This is a genomic window from Okeania sp. SIO2C2 (genome assembly GCF_010692625.1).
GTDB lineage: Bacteria > Cyanobacteriota > Cyanobacteriia > Cyanobacteriales > Microcoleaceae > Okeania > Okeania hirsuta.
In genome coordinates, this window is sequence record NZ_JAAHGM010000004.1 from 18,179 (window position 1) to 36,769 (window position 18,591).

Annotated in this window: 14 protein-coding genes and 1 pseudogene; 10 read left to right on the forward strand and 5 right to left on the reverse strand. The window is 37.0% G+C overall.

Features of this window, described 5'->3' with window-relative positions; genetic code table 11:
• Nucleotides 1-150: 150 nt before the first annotated feature.
• Nucleotides 151-1,902 carry a Na/Pi cotransporter family protein gene (locus tag F6K18_RS03735; RefSeq protein WP_287518794.1) on the reverse strand — a complete coding sequence of 584 codons (1,752 nt, stop codon included), beginning with the start codon at nucleotides 1,900-1,902 and terminating at the stop codon, nucleotides 151-153.
• 1,261 nt (nucleotides 1,903-3,163) lie between these two features.
• Here F6K18_RS03735 and F6K18_RS03740 point away from each other — a divergent pair.
• From F6K18_RS03740 to F6K18_RS03755, 4 genes and pseudogenes are all read left to right on the forward strand, one after another.
• Nucleotides 3,164-4,118, forward strand: a pseudogene (locus F6K18_RS03740) (IS1 family transposase).
• 156 nt (nucleotides 4,119-4,274) lie between these two features.
• Nucleotides 4,275-5,546: an exonuclease SbcCD subunit D gene (locus F6K18_RS03745; protein ID WP_287518796.1), complete on the forward strand. Its 1,272-nt coding sequence runs from the start codon at nucleotides 4,275-4,277 to the stop codon at nucleotides 5,544-5,546.
• A gap of 936 nt (nucleotides 5,547-6,482) precedes the next feature.
• Complete coding sequence (locus F6K18_RS03750) at nucleotides 6,483-7,247, forward strand: transposase (RefSeq protein WP_287518798.1); 765 nt, start codon at nucleotides 6,483-6,485, stop codon at nucleotides 7,245-7,247.
• On the forward strand, nucleotides 7,222-7,743 hold the full coding sequence (locus F6K18_RS03755) for a transposase (protein WP_287518800.1): 522 nt from the start codon (nucleotides 7,222-7,224) through the stop codon (nucleotides 7,741-7,743). Before F6K18_RS03750 ends, F6K18_RS03755 begins: the two co-directional genes overlap by 26 nt.
• A 435-nt stretch (nucleotides 7,744-8,178) precedes the next feature.
• Here the strand turns inward: F6K18_RS03755 and F6K18_RS03760 are convergent, their stop codons facing one another.
• Together F6K18_RS03760 and F6K18_RS03765 are read right to left on the reverse strand one after the other, a co-directional pair.
• Complete coding sequence (locus F6K18_RS03760) at nucleotides 8,179-8,922, reverse strand: response regulator transcription factor (RefSeq protein WP_287518802.1); 744 nt, start codon at nucleotides 8,920-8,922, stop codon at nucleotides 8,179-8,181.
• Between the two features lie 80 nt (nucleotides 8,923-9,002).
• Nucleotides 9,003-9,185, reverse strand: a complete 183-nt coding sequence (locus tag F6K18_RS03765; protein WP_287518804.1) for a hypothetical protein — start codon at nucleotides 9,183-9,185, stop codon at nucleotides 9,003-9,005.
• A 1,112-nt stretch (nucleotides 9,186-10,297) separates the two neighbouring features.
• On the opposite strand from F6K18_RS03765, the gene F6K18_RS03770 reads away from it, so the two are divergent.
• The 3 genes from F6K18_RS03770 to F6K18_RS03780 all read left to right on the forward strand — a co-directional run bounded on the left by F6K18_RS03770 (nucleotide 10,298) and on the right by F6K18_RS03780 (nucleotide 12,967).
• Complete coding sequence (locus F6K18_RS03770; protein WP_287518805.1) at nucleotides 10,298-11,044, forward strand: creatininase family protein; 747 nt, start codon at nucleotides 10,298-10,300, stop codon at nucleotides 11,042-11,044.
• A 595-nt stretch (nucleotides 11,045-11,639) separates the two neighbouring features.
• Complete coding sequence (locus tag F6K18_RS03775) at nucleotides 11,640-12,218, forward strand: COP23 domain-containing protein (protein WP_124147497.1); 579 nt, start codon at nucleotides 11,640-11,642, stop codon at nucleotides 12,216-12,218.
• Nucleotides 12,219-12,622: 404 nt separating this feature from the next.
• The gene (locus tag F6K18_RS03780; protein ID WP_287518807.1) at nucleotides 12,623-12,967 is read left to right on the forward strand and encodes a hypothetical protein; all 345 of its coding nucleotides are present in this window, start codon (nucleotides 12,623-12,625) and stop codon (nucleotides 12,965-12,967) included.
• A 16-nt stretch (nucleotides 12,968-12,983) separates the two neighbouring features.
• Here the strand turns inward: F6K18_RS03780 and F6K18_RS03785 are convergent, their stop codons facing one another.
• On the reverse strand, nucleotides 12,984-13,802 hold the full coding sequence (locus F6K18_RS03785) for a serine protease (RefSeq protein ID WP_287518808.1): 819 nt from the start codon (nucleotides 13,800-13,802) through the stop codon (nucleotides 12,984-12,986).
• A 948-nt stretch (nucleotides 13,803-14,750) separates the two neighbouring features.
• On the opposite strand from F6K18_RS03785, the gene F6K18_RS03790 reads away from it, so the two are divergent.
• Nucleotides 14,751-15,290, forward strand: coding sequence for an alpha/beta hydrolase (locus F6K18_RS03790; RefSeq protein ID WP_287518810.1), 540 nt, complete (start codon nucleotides 14,751-14,753; stop codon nucleotides 15,288-15,290).
• Nucleotides 15,291-15,292: 2 nt separating this feature from the next.
• Here F6K18_RS03790 and sipA read toward each other — a convergent pair whose 3' ends face one another.
• A complete protein-coding gene (gene sipA, locus F6K18_RS03795; RefSeq protein WP_287518813.1) occupies nucleotides 15,293-15,592 on the reverse strand; it encodes a regulatory protein SipA in 300 nt (99 codons plus the stop codon).
• A gap of 451 nt (nucleotides 15,593-16,043) precedes the next feature.
• Here sipA and rbfA point away from each other — a divergent pair, with 451 nt between their 5' ends.
• Both rbfA and F6K18_RS03805 read left to right on the forward strand, forming a co-directional pair.
• A complete protein-coding gene (rbfA, locus tag F6K18_RS03800) occupies nucleotides 16,044-16,475 on the forward strand; it encodes a 30S ribosome-binding factor RbfA (protein ID WP_287518816.1) in 432 nt (143 codons plus the stop codon).
• A gap of 215 nt (nucleotides 16,476-16,690) precedes the next feature.
• Nucleotides 16,691-18,295: a glycoside hydrolase family 3 N-terminal domain-containing protein gene (locus F6K18_RS03805; RefSeq protein WP_287518818.1), complete on the forward strand. Its 1,605-nt coding sequence runs from the start codon at nucleotides 16,691-16,693 to the stop codon at nucleotides 18,293-18,295.
• The last annotated feature ends 296 nt before the right edge of the window (nucleotides 18,296-18,591 follow it).

Sequence of the window (18,591 nt, forward strand, 5' to 3'; positions counted from 1 at the left end):
TTGACTATTTTAGAGATGTCTAATAGTATTATCCTGTAAGATAGGGAAAATTTTACCGAAAGATTAAGGTATAAAGCCTCTCCATTCATGAAGAAAAGACAAAACAATTCCTTTTAGTCAATCCTCTTATTTATTAAGAAGAGGTAATTATTAATTATTAATTGTTGAACCCTCTTTGGTAGAATTATCAATCACATTTTTGATTGTATCTCCCTGCATTTCCAGATCCATTTCTGTCATAAGTTTGGCAATCTGTTTGGCAAAATAATATACTCGTTTCAAATACTCAATAAAATCTGATTCAAGGCCAAACGTAACCAAGCGATTCGGTTGGTCAGCGGTTAAACGCATAGCCAGATGAGTATGTGCTTGGCTAGCCAACTCGTTAATTTGTGGTTTCATTGCCACTACCTGGGCAGCTAACTGCGGATCGGAGGAAACTACTGATTTGAGCGCCTGGTCTACAGCAAAACAAACTTCCTCATGCAGAGACTTTAAAACCGTTTGGGTAGCATCACTAAACTGAAGCTCATGGTGTAGCCGATGATTGCCAATTTCAACCACATTAGTCTCAATAGTATCCCCGATATTTTCAATATAGTTGGCAATCTTCAGGTACATAGATAAAAGTTCAGATTGTTGGGTCACTAGGGTTTCCAAACTCAACTGACCAAGGTAAGTTACAATCGCCCCATAAAGTCGATCAACCTCATCATCCATTGCTCGTAGTGCTGCCACCTCATCACTGGTCCCATCCTCCACGACTGGCAGACAACCGCGCACCATCTTCAGGGCAATATTTCCCACTTGCCCTAACTCCAAACGAACCAGATCTAAGGCCAAGGTGGGAGTAGTCAGTAACATCTTATCGAGATATTTAGGTTGGCTTTGCCGAACTGTGGGAGATTTTGCCGGCACCAAATGTTGCACCAACTTGGCCAACAGGGGAGCAAACCCAATAAAAATGAAAGCATTGGCCACATTAAATAAAGTATGAGCATTAGCAATTTGGCGTGGGGTTTCCACTGCTAGCTTGGACATACCTTCGAGGGAAGATGAAACAGGTGTCAGCCAACGTACCGTATCGGCTAACTGAGCAATCAACCCAACCCAAAGCAGAACACCCAAGATATTAAATAAAACATGAGCGATCGCTGCCTGAACCGCTTCTGAAGGTTTGCCGATCGCCGCCAACATCGCCGTAATGCAAGTACCAATATTTGCACCAAAGACCAGAGCAATTCCAGCTTCGAGATTCAATAAGCCTTGACTTGCCAAAACAATCACTAAGCCAGTGGTGACAGCAGAACTTTGTACCAAAGCAGTAAACACCGTGGCAATAGTAATCCCCAGTAAAGGATTTTCTACCTGCTGCATCAAGCTAATAAAAGGAGGATAAGTTTGTAGGGGACTGGTGGCAATCTTCATTAACTCCATGCCATAAAACATCAGACCCAACCCCATCAACAGCACACCATACTGGCGGGAGTATCTTCGCTGGGAAATTAGTTGCAAGACAAAGCCAATGGCAAAAAGAACTAGGGCCGATCGAGTAATTTTAAAGGCAATAATCTGAGCAGTAATGGTCGAGCCAATATTGGCCCCCATAATTACCCCAATTGATTGAGGCATGGTCATTAATCCGGCAGAAATAAAACCCACCACCAAAACCGTTGTCACTGAGGAGGATTGAAGCACTGCTGTGATAAATGCTCCAACCACTAAACCATTCCAACGATTCGAGGTCAGTTTCGCGAGCATTCGCTTCATAGATTTGCCCGCCACTTGCTTTAAGGACTCGGTCATTTGTTCAAGTCCAAATAAGAAGAATGCGAGTCCTCCACAGAGACCCACGGTAATTTGTCCGAATTCTAAAAGACTAATTGAGTTGGTTGGTGTCATTCTTTGTCATAGTTATTCAGTGTATGGTGATTGTTAATTTCTGAACTATTCTCATACTAAATAATTCCATTATTCCTAGTGCCTTTACTGTATCTATAATACCTCATATACTGGTTCAAAAAGAGACATCAGAAAATCTAGCTGCCAAACCATTATATTACACAGAAAATGCTTCGACCTTCAACAACTATCCTGAATATCAAAAAGAATTGAACAAGGCTAAAAAGTTAATTTGATTATTACCAAATTCTCAAGGTAAACAAAATTTAATCAATGCATTAACTATTCATATTCTTGTTGATTACTTATTTGATTGTGCCAGTAGCAACCTAGAATTTCAAAATAAAAAAGAGTGTACTTTAAACGGACTATTAAAAATTACCGATATTTCACCTTTTGCTAAGCAAACAGTTAAGCAAGTCAAAGAAGGAATTCCAATTAGTATTGGTTTCATAACAATACAGCCAAGATGTAAGCTCAGCTATCAGCATTCAGCTATCAGCTTTTGAACATATTCAAGAAATTACTAAGGTTAGCTGAAGACATTTTTTTTATAAGTTTTAATTCTACTTTGGAGACTAATTCCTCTTTTGAGCTGATAATGAGCTAATAACTCATAGCTGATAGCTGACGGCTGAATGCTTACGCCAAGATTAATAGAATATGCCATCAAATGGTGTAAATCTGTATTGCCTAAAATTTAGAATTCTGTATCTCAATGAATAGTGAAAAATTCTATATAGCAAGATGAAATGATTCGTGAAAAAAAGACTGTAGGGGTTTGATTTTCAAATCCCATTTTCTCTTGGTTTTGGATAGCAAACCTTTAAGACAAAATACTAAAATATATTTATAATTTTTATATAGTAATTCCCAAAAAGCGTAAGGTACAAAATTCTAGATTTTAGGAAACACTTAACTGGGAATAGGCAATAGAATAGAAATAAAAATAGGTGTACTTCCAAGTCGTGAGAAAGGCTATATAGAACCTCTGAAGGTATCTCTAAAAACTTAGGCAATACAGAATTATGAATATCTTCATTCTCAAAAGCTCCTAAAAAATCAGTGGGTCAAAAGATTTTCACTACCATTTTTACAAAAATTGTGATATTTTAAAGCTTAGATGGAGTCGTTCGCCCATATGCATGACTTTTTATTCAACAAAAAAATAGTATATTTTTGATTGCAATCAAAAATATTGGGTAGTGCCTGTGCGAAAGTGTGGGAATGGTAATATAATTATTGTCCTTAAACACTTTCTATGATCATGGAATGTCCTCTCTGTGGCCATCAGAAAACTCATAAACATGGAAAGACCAGTAAAGGAAGTCAAGGATATGATTGTCTTGAATGCCGACAAACTTTTCCTGCGGAATACTGGGCAAACACCGATACTTTTGATACTCTCTACCATCGTAGAAAAATTCAACCTGAACAGATGCCCATGGTTCTACTCGCTGACGTTGAGGGCAGTAGTTGAAGAGGGATGAGTCGAAAGGGTGAATTGAGCTGATCATACGGTAGTTAGTTTAGTAACAGCTGCTTCTCAAAAAGGACAAATGATTGATCTAGCTGATGTCGAGAATATCAATACCTCACAAATCAGCAGTGACGAGTTTTGGTCATTCGTCCAAAAAAAGCGAGTGGGTAATTCTGGGGTCTTCCCAGAATGTAAGACGCACTCAAGACACAAAAAAACTCTCAGATCAATGAATTGACACAAGGGGATTGTGGGATGGGGATGACTCAAGCATCCAGAACGTGGATTGATTTTGGCCACGCTTAGTCGGAAAACACAGTGACCAGTTCACCCTAGAATTAACCGCCAACACAGAAGGGAAAACTAATTGTCAACAGTGGCATACAGATGATTGGGGTGGGTCTCAACGAGTTTGGCCCCCAGAAGTCCAGCAGATCATCGGTAAAGACCAGACTCAACAACTAGAGCGCTAAAGGGAATGTCAGAAAGCAGATAGGTCGGTGGCATCGCACCCCAGAATAAATTTGGTCAGGAAGGGGAACAGACAAAGATCACAATTAGGTTAGCGTTCGCGGAGCGTGGCGTCAGGCGTATCGCCTACTTTAATTGGATTTGGGTTCATAGTCGCAAGAAAAATACTGCTGCCCAAAGATCGGGGTTGGCCATCGCCCCTTGGGACTGGAATGATATAATTACTTATCCCACACTTTGCGCTCTGCACTACCAAATATTGTAGAAAAGAATATCAAGAAAAACAACACCTTTAGAAGTTCTATAAATAATGTTCCATCTAATCATCCGTGAATCCGTGTCAAAAATCTGTGTTTTGCCTTCCCTATTTCCCGAATTACTACTTCCTACTCCCTACTCCCTATTCCCTAAATAAAACAAAATGATTAAAATTATTCATCTTTCTGACATTCATATTGGTAGTGGTTTTTCCCACGGTCGTATCAACCCCAAAACAGGTTTAAACACTCGTCTCGAAGACTTTATTTCTAGTCTAAAACTTTGTATAGATAGAGCAATTTCCGAACCAGTCGATTTAGTATTATTTGGTGGAGATGCTTTTCCAGATGCTACTCCCGCGCCATACATAAAACAAGCTTTTTCTCGTGAATTACGTCGTTTAGTAGATGCTCAAATTCCCACAGTATTATTAGTAGGAAATCACGACCAACATTCCCAGGGTCAAGGAGGGGCAAGTTTAGGTATTTATAGTACTTTAGGAATACCTGGAGTAGTGGTAGGCGATCGCTTAGAAACTCACAATATTCAAACTAAAAGTGGTGCTATTCAGATTATTACTTTGCCTTGGTTAACTGCTTCTAGTTTGATGACAAAATCTGAGACTGAAAGTTTATCTATGGGTAAGGTTAATGAGTTATTAATTGAAAAATTGAAGTTGGTATTAGAAGCAGAAATTCGCCAATTAAATCCAGAAATTCCGACGGTACTTTTAGCTCATTTAATGGCAGATAGGGCGAGTTTAGGTGCGGAACGTTTTTTGGCTGTGGGTAAGGGTTTTAATATTCCTGTTTCTTTGTTAAATCGTGATTGTTTTGATTATGTAGCTTTAGGTCATGTTCATAAACATCAAAATTTGAATAAGTCTAATAATCCACCAATTATTTATCCAGGTAGTATTGAAAGAGTAGATTTTAGTGAGGAGAAAGAAGAGAAAGGTTTTGTTTTGCTTGAATTAGAGAAAGGTGCTGTTAAATGGGAATTTTGTTCTTTGCCTGTGCGAAATTTTTATACTATTAAAGTTAATGTTTCCGAAGCAGAAAATCCACAAGCTGAATTGTTAAAATCTATTAGTAAAACTCAGATAAAAGATGCTGTAGTGCGGTTGATTTATCAGTTACGTTCCGAGCAGTTAGATTTGATTGAAAATGGAGTATTACATCAAGCTTTAAGTGAGGCACATACTTATACTATTCAACCAGAATTAGTCAGTCAGTTAGCAAGACCTCGTTTACCAGAATTGGCAAAAGATAATAGTATCCATCCATTAAAAGCATTAAAAACTTATTTAGAAAGTCGGGAAGATATTCAAGATATTCAGGAAGAAATGTTAGAAGCTGCTGCTAAATTACTATCAGATGGAGTAGATTTATCGGCAGAAAATTCAGAGAGTCAGTTAAGTTTGTTTAGCAAATAGGCATTTTCAGGGAATAGGCAAAAGGCAACAGGCAACAGGGAGAAATAATTGATAATTTATGGATAATAATTGATTTTATTTTTAATTTTGGAGATGCCTAATAATTGCTCTTTCTATTCTCCCTTTTTCCTTACCTTTACTAATAGGACTCGTTTCAATAATTGATAATTGATAATGGATAATTGATAATTACCTCTTCCTTTTAGGGAGAGGATTGAATAAAAGGAAAATTTTTTCTCTCTTGGTCGATTGGATATGGCGAGGAGACCCGCTCTTATCAGAGCCGCTCCGAATGGCGCCATCCCATCCTAACGGACTGCTCCGCAAACGACCGCTTGTTTCTCCTTTAAAGGAGAGGCATTTTACCTTAATTATTCGGTAAAAATAACCCGAAAAGTTTTTTTAACTTTGTCTAGCAGAAGTCCCGCACCATAGTTGACTTGGTGTCGGGATAAATGCGTCCTAGCCCTGAATCATTTTGTCTACTTCTAAACGTTTATCTTCAATATCATCAGTTGACATCCTCCCCGGCCTAAAGGCGTGGGGATTCCTACTAAGCCGTAGCTCCTCGGCGGGTTGACGCTTCACCGGGTGCTGCTTCCTTGGCGGTAGTCTAACGCTTCCCTCCACGTCCGTTTAGAGTTTCCGAGTGCCCCCCGGCAACTAATGACACAATAGCATATATTCAATTCACTTGCATGCTCAAATAAAAAGTCGCCCTACAAGGGCGAGGCTTTAAACCCAATTTTTCGGTAAATTATCTATGAAATCACTGATTACCTGCGTCATTGTTTTCTGTTTTTTTACTGCATATAATCTCAACTTATCTAATCTTTCTTTGCTTATTCGACAATGTAATGATTCTTTCATAATTATATGTTGCATTTATGTACACAAACTATTTTCATAGATATGTGGTCGAAAAGGAAAAGATAGATGAGAATAGCCTACCAATACAAGCTGCGTCCAACGAAAGAGCAAGCAGAAAAAATAAACAAGACATTAGATATGTTGCGGTGTCAATATAACTATATGTTGGCAGAAAGGTTTGATTGGTGGGAGCAGAATCGTTGCCCGATTAATTCTTGTCCTCTGATATGTCATCTTCCCGCTCTTAAAGACCAAGCAACAAGATTTAGTCAGCAAAAGTCATTAACTCAATTAAAGGTAGATAGACCTTGGTACAAAGAGATTCATTCCCAAGTTTTACAAGAAGTGTCAAAAAGAGTTGAATTAGCTTTTGATAGATGGTTAAAAGGCGATATTAATGGTAAAGGATTAGGTAAACCAAGATTAAAAGGAAAAGGTCAGTATAAAACATTTACTTATCCTCAATTTAAACAACATCATTTTGTTAATAACAAAGTCAAATTATCTAAAATTGGTGATGTTAAGGTGATTGTGCATAGACCTATCCCAGACGGATTTACTATCAAAACAGTATCAGTCACTAGGAAATCTAATGGTTTTTTTGTCACTTTCAGCTTAGAAGACAAGTCTGTACCTGAAATTAAACCAGATATTAAACGAGGTGAAATGGTAGGTATAGATGTAGGTCTTATAGATTTCTTTGTTACTTCTGATAATGAATCAATTGCAGCTCCTAAATACCTGAGAAAGTCTGTTAGCGAAGCTTTGCGTCAGCAAAGGAAAACTCAAGTCAGCACAAAGGAAAGTGTCCAGAAGAAAGAAAGGTTCTAAACGTAGACAAAAAGCAATTAAACAATTAGCCAAGAAACATAGAAAAGTAGCTGATACTAGAAAAGATTTTCACTTTAAAACTGCTAATAATTTATTATCTAAATATGACATTATTGCAGTAGAAAAGCTAAACATCAAAGCCATGATTAAATCTAGATTAGCTAAGTCTGTACATGATGCAGGTTGGGGAAACTTCAAGACTATATTAACTAACAAAGCCGTTAGCGAAGCTCCTCTAAAAGAGGAAAAAGCTGGTCAGTTAATTGTAGAAGTTAAACCTCATGGAACGTCAAATGAATGTAGTAATTGTGGGCATAAAGTCAAGAAAACTTTGGCTCAAAGACAGCATCAATGTCTTAACTGTAATTTATCAATTGGTAGAGACTTAAATACTGCAATTAATATTAAAAATAGAGCCAAAGTATTGATTAAAGACTTGCTACCAGATACATCAAGCCCGGCAATTCCCGGCAAAAGTCGGGAAAACCGTTCATAGCAACGTGACAGCGAAACCATCAACGCAGGCGGTATCGCGCTAACGCGCCGCTTCGCTAACGCAATGCTTCGAGGAAAATCCCCAAAGCGCTATTTTTTTACTTATTTATGGCCTACTCATAAGAGTATTTATTTTGCGCTTTCTTTTTCTTGACTTGGCAACCATTAGGGATGACTCAAAGTCGGGATCGAAATAACGCTATACTCAGTTGTCAGTTATTTTCTAACTTCTATCATCACACTATTTTCAGGAAATTGCCAGGGATTATAAAATCTAGTAATGCACCAATCAAATTTGAATCATATAAAAGTACTCAATTGAGCCTATTCTAAATCAATTGGACGAGGCCGGACTCCTTGTTGGCTCAGTTTATGTCTACATAGTAGAGTCGCGCTCGTAGCCCACTTTGTAGCTTGTCTCAAAGTCGGGAGTATGTCACCCAAATCGATATCCAAAACCTCTAACTGTAACAACATACTCTGGTTTACTAGGATTTAACTCTAATTTTTCCCGTAACCAACGAATATGAACATCAACAGTTTTACTATCCCCAATAAAATCTGGTCCCCAAACTTGTTCTAATAATTGCTCACGAGACCAAACTCTGCGTGGATAACTCATAAATAGCTCAAGTAAGCGAAATTGTTTGGGGGAAATTTTCACTTCTTGACCTCTAACAGTTACTCGACACTCTTCTGGATAAAGAACTATATCTTTGTACTGGAGCATAATTGGTTGAGGTAGTTGACCTAGACGTTGGCGACGCATCAGAGACCGACAACGAGCCATAAATTCCCGCATCCCAAAAGGTTTAGTCAAATAATCATCCGCTCCAGCTTCTAAATAAAAAGCACAATTATTCGCACTGCCTCTTGCTCCTAAAATCATGATTGGTATAGAATTGCCTTGATGTCTCAACATCCGACATAGGTCTAAACCATTAATTGAGTCAAGAATTAGAAGATTGAAAGAAGGTTCACTTTGAATGGATGAAAAATTCTGAACCGTAGGAATTACACTACATCCGTCTGGAGCAATAACTACTTCACAACCTTGTTCTTCTAGAGCTAAAGCTAACATATCCCGAAATAGCTCTTCAGATTCTAATAGCAAAACTTTGCTAGTTGTTCTAACGATAGGAGGCTTTAAAAAACTTTCGCTTAGATCGGGGGAAAACATAAATATCACTTTTGATGTGTTTGACAGTAAATCATTAATGTTGCCTGAGGTGAAAATTTAGGCGATCGCTAATTTTGTAGCTAATTAACTTCATTAATGCTCAACCATCCAACAGCTAAAAGCACTGGATTTTTTATCCATTTATACAACGCATTCTGACTTTGAAATATTGCTGTTGCTATACTAATAGTAGAAATAGCGGGGCCTGCTCTGTTGTCAGGCCATTGGTCGTTTTTTGGGAGAGGTATCAAGTTAGTAAGCATTGCCCACTTCCATATTGCATTGTTGTGCTGGATACAAAACTTGGATGTCCTTATATTATGTCTAATAGGTTAAACAAAAGTTAACTCAAGGTTATCAAAAGGTTAAATTATTTTTTCATGACACGCCCTAGAGTCTGTCATCAATTAGAACTATAAGCTTTGTGAGTCAAGGTTTTTAGCGTCTGGAGTATTTCCAGGCCAAAAGTTCAAAACTCTTGCTACATAGCACTTTCAGATTTAATTGATGACACGCCCTAGCTATCAGCCGAAAAATTGGTACATATACAGCACTTACACACGCATATCAAATTATACACAATCTGCAGGGGCGTTAACGATAGTTATGGGCAAGCTTTCGGCCGTTTGCTGACTCATAGCTCCGATAGGAGGGGTAAAACATCCCCTTTTTGTTCCGGAACAGTTTTTCACTATTGAAATGTCAAGATTGAGAAATTTAGGAGTAAAAATATCCCCATTTTTGTTCCGGAACAGTTTTTAACCATTGAAATGTCAAGATTGAGAAATTTAGGAGTAAAAATATCCCCATTTTTGTTCCGGAACAGTTTTTAACCATTGAAATGCCAAGATTGAGAAATTTAGGAGTAAAAATATCCCCATTTTTGTTCCGGAACAGTTTTTAACCATTGAAATGCCAAGATTGAGAAATTTAGGAGTAAAAATATCCCCATTTTTGTTCCGGAACAGTTTTTAACCATTGAAATGCCAAGATTGAGAAATTTAGGAGTAAAAATATCCCCATTTTTGTTCCGGAACAGTTTTTAACCATTGAAATGCCAAGATTGAGAAATTTAGGAGTAAAAATATCCCCATTTTTGTTCCGGAACAGTTTTTAACCATTGAAATGTCAAGATTGAGAAATTTAGGAGTAAAAATATCCCCATTTTTGTTCCGGAACAGTTTTTAACCATTGAAATGCCAAGATTGAGAAATTTAGGAGTAAAAAACATCCCCATTTTTGTTCCGGAACAGTTTTTAACCATTGAAATGTCAAGATTGAGAAATTTAGGTTATATTTAACAAATTAATTTCTATTTAAAGTTTGATTAATTCTCCTACTTATATTTAAGATAAAAAGTATAAATAATTAAAAAATGTTACTACAATTAAGTACCTGGTCTGAAGTCGAAACTTATTTGGGTCAATCTCAAGGTATTATTCTGCCAATAGGCTCTACGGAGCAGCATGGACCAACAGGATTGATTGGCACAGATGCTATTTGTGCAGAAGTTATATCTAAAGGTGTGGGAGAATCAGTTGGAGCATTAGTCGGACCGACGATTAATGTAGGTATGGCATTACATCATACTGGTTTCCCAGGTACAATCAGTCTGCGACCTAGTACCATGATTCAAGTAATTCGTGACTATATAGTTTGTTTAACTAGGTCTGGGTTTACCAAATTTTTCTTTATCAATGGCCACGGAGGCAATATTGCAACTCTGAAGGCTGCCTTCTCAGAAACTTATGCTCATTTGGCTGATCTAAATATTGCCAATGGGGAGTTGGTCAAGTGTAAGGTAGGAAACTGGTTTATGTGTAGCTCAGTTTATAAATTAGCTAAAGAATTATATGGCGATGGAGAAGGTTCTCACGCTACACCTAGTGAAGTAGCTTTAACTCAGTATGTTTATCCAGAAGCTATTAAAGTAGCACCACTTTCAGAAGATGTAGCTAGTGGTTATCCCATATATGGTGCTGCTAATTTCCGTTACCGATATCCTGATGGTCGGATGGGTTCAAACCCTGCATTAGCAACCCCTGAACATGGTAAGCAGTTTTATGAGTTGGCAGTAAAGGAACTGAGTAATTCTTACTTGCAGTTTGTAAATAGTGATTAGAAATAAGGAAGAAGGAAGAAAAAAGAAGGAAGAAGGAAGAAGGAAAAAGGAAGAACAGTTTTTCAGCATTTACAGCAGATTGCAGGTATATGGGGTACATATATTAATGATAAAGTCTTTGTAGTGCGGGCATCTTACCCGCCACAGATGTAACCCACCAAGATGAAAATCTTATTATACCAATTCCTTTTGAGAAAAGAGATTTATCATCTTTCCCTGTTCCCTATTCCCTATTCCCTGTTCCCTTAACTTAAAGTACATTTAATCTATATAATTTTCTACTTCAAATCTTTACCTAGTTTAAATTACGATCTAAATTTAGATATTAAGGGTTGCAAAAACTGAAATTTGAGTTAATATGGAATTCATAAACCAATCAATTCTATCTAGCAAAACCGATACATAAAATCAGTAAAATAATAGACAAAAAGCTAATAATATTACTTTTTTATCACTTCTTACCTAAAAAGTATGTTTTGAAAGATTACTTTATTCTTACTGACAAGAATAAGCAGTTCCTCTAATGTAAAAGTATGGAGAAAAAACAAATAACTTCTCTACCAAATGTAGATATTAAGTTTCAGAGGTCAAGATTGTGAACAACCAATTAAAAGTTTCCCTAGTAGGTATCTTAGCAACCGTTGGTCTCTGGGGTTTCATACCTCAATCAGAAGCCAAAGCAGAACAATTAGAAACTACTGACAAAGTAGTATTTACTTGTGTTTCAGTAAACGCTGCAGAAAATCAATATGCTACTGTTCCTCAAATAGTTCGTGAAACACGGGATACAAGTGAGCCTGGACTTTTAGGCGGATATCCCCTAGTCAAACGAGAAGTTATTCAAGTCTCCTCTAAACCAATGATTGTGTGGACTGCAACTCTCTCTTCCGACCATCCCAAAGGTGCTTATACTCCTGACCGTCGTTGTCAATCTGTTAGCACTCGTCTAACTAACCTTGCTTATGCCCTGGGAATGGAAACTTTTGCAGATATCAGCAACATTGGAGTTGTAAACTATGAGCAAGTAGTTTATGTTTCTCCAGAAGAAGAGCCTAGCTTCGATAATGTAGTATTCACATTAAAGCCAGGAAATCGTGAGAAATCAGAAGAGATTATCACTCAATTTAAGGATTTCGGACAAGGTACTGCTAGTGACGAACCTATCTACGAATAAGTAAATGGTTTTAGTAGAGATGTTGAGGGGATAAGTAAGCAAATAAATTTTCCCTCTTCATTCCTTATTTCTGAACTATCTAGTTGCTGAACTATTTAGATTGGATAATGTTGAGAAAAGGCTAGTTGAAAATAAGCTTCTCTTCTCAATTAAAACTATAATAAATAGGAAATATCCGATCAAAATCTGTAGACGATATTCTCAGGCACTAATGGCTTAGTTTTCTCTAAGTTTGTGTCTGTTTTAACTACTTTATTAACTAATTTCTAATTTCATTCTCAAAATTATACTTTCTAAAATTAAGTAGCCTCTAAAAAAGTAGTTAATTATGGGATAATAAAAGAGCGCATTAGCGTTAATTTGTTTACCTAAAGAATCTCAATCAATTGTCAAGAGGAAAAAAAATGAAAGTTACAACTACTAAGACTTTATTTACTGCAACATTAACAATGTTTTGTGCTGTTAGCTTAAGTGCTACTCCCACAAAAGCTCAAGAAAAGTCAGTCATAAATGTTACAGGTTCCTCAGAACAATTGTTGAGTACCAGTGCTAATAGTTTACCCAAGGATAGAAGTACGAGTTTAACTCAAGAATCTACTACTAGAGGTAGACATGGATTATCTAGAAGTACACTAGATGATGTCACGAATAGCATTAACCTCCAAATGCGTAAAAGTAGAGACCCGAAATGGAAAAGTGAGAAACAATGGTTTGATGAAAAGTGGGATTCTTTGTCTGTAGACTTTTAGTAACTTGGGCTTTTAATTAATTGATAATTCTATAAACTGGAATACCCCAACTTAGAGATTCCATTTTTTTGAACTGCTCGACAGATGGTTGAGAGCCATCTACAAAATTAAATGCTCCAATTCCAGCGATGGGATATTTTGAGCGCCCGTTAATACCAATTAACTGACCTTTATTGTTTAAAATCGGTCCACCACTCATGCCACTTTTAATATCATTGGTATAACCTAATTGATATCCTTGGCTGAGGGTGCGACTGGGTAACATTTCTACAGCTCCTAAAGTTAACTGAAAAGCACGACTACCCCAAGCACGGGTACTACTCATTTCTAAGGAGTCTGGTTGATGCCAATTGGGAAAACCTGCTGCAATAACAGTTTCTCCTACTGAAAGTAGATTACTGTTGGCAATTTCTACAACTTGATAAGGGCGATCACTAGTAAATTGCAATAATGCTACGTCCAAATTACCCATTTGAGGAGATGAAATTAGGGTGGCTTGATGAGTCATCCCATCTCCACTCATAATTGGGTAAAGTTTATGAGAGTTATTCTCAATTACATGATGATTAGTAACAACGGTGTAGGTATTACCTTGCCGTTTAATAATTACTCCAGAACCAGCACTGTTGTCTGTAAAAATTCTCACGGTGACTTGTTGGGCAATATTAGATACTAATGATGGAAATTGTTGTGAATCTACTTCACTGGGTTTTGTATAATAAGCTGAGTTTTCTACACTGGTTTGAGAGTAAGCACTAGGTACAAATGTGGCAAGACAAAATAGTGAAGCTCCCAAAATTTGACTACTCAACTTGAATATTGATTTATTATTCATAATTATTAAAACTTTTTCAAAAAAAATACTTAAATTCCACTACTACCACCCAATCTATTTCAATAAATTTGAAAGTGTGGTGACTCTCTCCCACATTGGTTAGTGCCAGAGATCGCTTCTGATTTTTTCAACATATGAATGGTTTTTAGTAATTTAATTAATTACTTAAATCAAAAATAGGTATATATATTGATTAAGTTCAGCCCAGTCACAAATAACTTCGTAATATAGTCATAGCTTAAGTTCAATTTATTAAGCCAAAATGACTGTGAGGAACTGATTCGGTATTCTACACTATAGCGGTAACAAACACACATTATCAGAATAAAAATTTGGCAAATTTTTTTGTTAGGATTTTATTTGGCCTTTATAGCAGAAGAAAGAAGAAAGAAGAAAGAAGGAAGAAGGAAGAAGGAAGAAGGAAGAATCTTACATTGTCTTAGTTTGAAGCTTTTGATTTTTCCTAACCTTTCCTTCCACTGCTATAATGATAATTATATGTAGTGATTATCAGAAAAAAATCTCAGGAAGAGTGAAGTAGAAGCAATAGCTTAATTAAATACAGCTATAATGAATTGAATTTTATTCAAAATCAAATCAAGACTTTCACCTAGAAAAAAATCGTCAAAATAAATCCCAGAAAAAAAGAAATATCCCCTGATTAAACCCATAATTGTTAAGATGAAATATATCAAAACATCTTGATTAAAACAAAGAACAAATATGACAATTAAAAATTATACTATATAGCAATCCGCGCATAGGTTGCGGGTAATCAAAAAGTAAATAAAAAAACTGAAACTCTTACCTGTTCCCTGTTCCCTGTTCCCTGTTCCCTAAAAAGCAGTAAGATTTTTGACACAAATAAAATAGGATTGCTGTAGATTGACAAATTATTCATAAATGTGTATTCAATTGCTTAGATTAAAATATAATTGAAGACTAAATATGCAATTACCAAATATGCTATCTCGTAGTCCATTAATTATCTTAGGAGCGATCGCTGGAGTTATATTCTCCAGTCAAAGCGCCATCGCCACACAAAAAATAGTAATCAAGCTGGTTGGCCCAATAACAGCATCAATCAAAGTCAAGGATCTGCGAGTATTTGCAGAAACAGGCAAAACTACCAAAACAATTTCCCAAGCCCTCGGAATATCGAAAATTAATCCTAATACAGTTCGTGGCTTAATGACATTAGAAGTGGGAGCTAATGTTAGTAACTTAGCCAAAGTGCTTTATAGTAACCTTGGCCAAAATTTAACCAAAGGTATTGCGGAAGTAGTTCAGACCAGACACAATTACGAAAGCGACAAAGCCTTACGTTCTTCCATAATCTTAGCAGCAGCAGATGACAATCGAATATCAGTCCTGGAAGTTCTAGAGAAATATCCTACCGAAGAAATGCACATAGACGTAGGTAAAATCAATGAAATCGTAGACAAAGTAAAGGGAACTATTGGTAATCTGGAAGAACTTCTCAGATAAGTCTACGATTCTGAAGGTGGACTTATTTTAGCAGTATCTTCTTCCATATGATGATTATGATGTGGCTGGGCAGTTTCAGCATCAACTGTCGCAGCTTCTATATATTGACCATCTATGAGAAATGCTCCTTTCTCAAAACGAACAGCCCAATAATTTCCTGGTTTGTGACTCAAAACAGTTCCTACTTCACCCAAACGTACAATATCAGGGGGACGTAATATCGGCATTGATTCAGCAGTTTTGATGTATGGTGGTTGAATAGCTAACCTTACTTTCTGACCAATAGAAAATTCTTTCTCCATTTCTAATACCCCCAAATATAGTGGTTTGCAGATAAGTGTATGATAAAAATTTACACAATCAAGATACAAAGAGGTTCTAAATTAGCAGTAATTAAAAACCCATAAAACAGTTCTATTCTATCAGTGTACTTACACATTAACCTTATACATAGTGTGCCACTATAGTTAAAACTTAACTATATGTAACGTTTTGCCTAATTTCTAACATATTGAGAATATAGATCAAATTTGACAAATAACCCTACTTCCCTTGCCTTGTAGAAATATTGGATGCAATGTCCTCACTAATGACTACTCTAACACTTAGTTATGAAGAAAAAGTTCAAAATCAAAAAATTACAGCCTGGGTATTAACCAACTTCATTCTCCAAAGCAGCCATAAGTTTACATAAATTTATCGGAAGTATTAGAATAGATATAGTCAAGTATCAAATTGTAGGGGGTAATTATCATGGCTACAGATCGCCGCATTTCCCGGGTTGCTTCATTAATCAAGCGGGAAGTCAGCCAGATGTTGCTCCATTGTATCAAAGATGACCGTGTAGGTATTGGTATGGTCAGCATCACAGATGTAGATATTTCTGGAGATTTACAACACGCTAAAATATTTGTTAGTATCTATGGATCTGAGGAAGTAAGATTCCAAACTATGGAAGGTCTAAAATCTGCTACTGGCTACGTTCGCAGGGAATTGGGTCATAGGATACGTCTGCGTCGGACTCCAGAAGTTATCTTTGTCGAAGACCGCTCTCTAGAACGTGGGACTCAAATTATATCACTTTTAAACCAGCTTTCTGAAGAACGTCAACAACAGGCAACGGAAAATCCTACAGAATCAGATTCTCAGAATATAGAAAAACTTACTTCAGACGGAATAGATTGAAGAAGGAGTCAGGAGACAGAAGACAGGAGACAGAATCAATTGGATGGGAATTTATACCCCATAAAGCTTCGGTATCAGGAGCCAGATGATCGGAGAAAAGCCAAAACATTCTACTGACTCGGTCCTCCTGATGACTGACTTTCAGCTTTTCGCACAACGTCTGCGTCAGGAGAAGGCTGTTAATTACCCATTCCTAAAATCCCGATCACTAAACTATGAATTTAGCAGAAAAAGTTGCTCAGATGGTTGTAGTTAGAGCTTCCGGCAACCTATTTGACAATCAAATTCGTTATCCAGACTGGGAACCTCCCACCAATAAGCTCAAATATTGGCTGCAAGACTTGGGTGTTGGAGGAGTAATTTTTGTGGATGGGAGTGCTATAGACTTGGCAACTCGCATCCAACAGCTTCAGTCTTGGGCAAAAATTCCCCTACTTTTGGCTGCTGATATTGAGGAAGGAGTAGGTCAAAGGTTCGCCGGAGCAACTTGGTTTCCTCCACCAATGGCGATCGCTGCTATTGCTCAAACAAACCCCAAAAAAGCTATAGAGTATGCTGAAACTATGGGGACTATTACGGCTCAAGAATCTGTGGCAATTGGTTTAAATTGGATTTTAGCTCCAGTGGTGGACGTGAATAATAATCCTGGCAACCCAGTGATTAATATTCGTGCTTTTGGAGAAACGACCGAATTAGTGGGTCAACTGGCAACAGCTTTTATTCGAGGGACTCAACAATATCCAGTTTTGACTACTGCTAAACATTTTCCTGGTCATGGGGATACTACGGTTGATTCTCATTTTGAATTGCCTGTTTTACCCCACTCAGAAAGTAGACTGGCAGAAATTGAATTGCTTCCCTTTGTAGAGGCGATCGCTGCTGGAGTGGATTCTGTGATGAGTGCCCATTTGTTGATTCCTGCTTGGGACTCGGAACTACCTGCCACTCTATCCCATAAAATTTTAACAGGTCAGTTGCGCCAAAAATTGGGTTTTAATGGATTAGTGGTGACCGATGCTTTGCTTATGGGGGCGATCGCTAATCGTTATGGTTTGGCAGAGGCTTCGGTTTTAGCTGTAGAAGCTGGTGCAGATATTTTACTAATGCCTTTAGATGCAGAGGTTACTATTAATGCTGTTTGTCATGCAGTTAGTCAAGGCCGTATTTCTGAATCACGGATTGATGAATCTTTGCAAAGAATTTGGCAAGTTAAGACTAAAGTTTATCCTACCTGGCAACCAGGAAGTGAGAAAGGGTCAGAAAATTTCTCAGCCCCTACATACCATTTAGTTGACAAGTTGGAGCAACCACAGGCACAAGAAACTGTAACTAAGATTTTGCATGATTCTCTGCAAGTAGGAGGAAGTTATCTCCCACCAAAACCAAATGTCAAGCATTTACGCAATTTAGTTTTTGTAGATGATATACTCAACAGTGCTTTTTTAGGTAATCATACTCCAGCAGTAGCTCTCCCCAGACAATTTGGTTACCAACTACAAATGATTGACATTAATTCAGAAATCCCAGAAGCTCTTGCCCCCAATCATTTGACTTTACTACAACTATTTATTCGTGGTAGTGCGTTTAGTCAAATAGCTAGTCTAACACAAGCATCTCAAGATTTAATTAAGAAATTATTAATAAATAGTGAATTACAGGGTCTGATCATATACGGTAGTCAGTATACATTGAAACAGTTTTTACCTAAACTGTCATCAGATATACCTTATGTCTTTTGCTATGGACAAATGCCACAAGCCCAAGCGATCGCTTTAAAGCTTTTATTTCAAAGATTTACAAATTTACAAGTATTTCTCTAAAATCTAATAAAACTCGCCTAACTATTGACAAAAAAACATGAAAATGATATATGGAGACGATTGTTTAAGGTCAGGAGGCTAGAGAAATCGTCAATTAGTGACTTTGTAGATAGTATTTCAGAGTACATAGTTGTAATTTAGACCAACAGTAAAAGAAATGTTTTGGTTCTATGACTTTTAGAATTCTTATCAAAAGAACATAACAAATTGTAACTCTGTATACTGAAAAAATTAACATTCATAATCCGGATTTTTGTTCTATATTATTAATAGCGCCGAAAATTACTCAAACTACG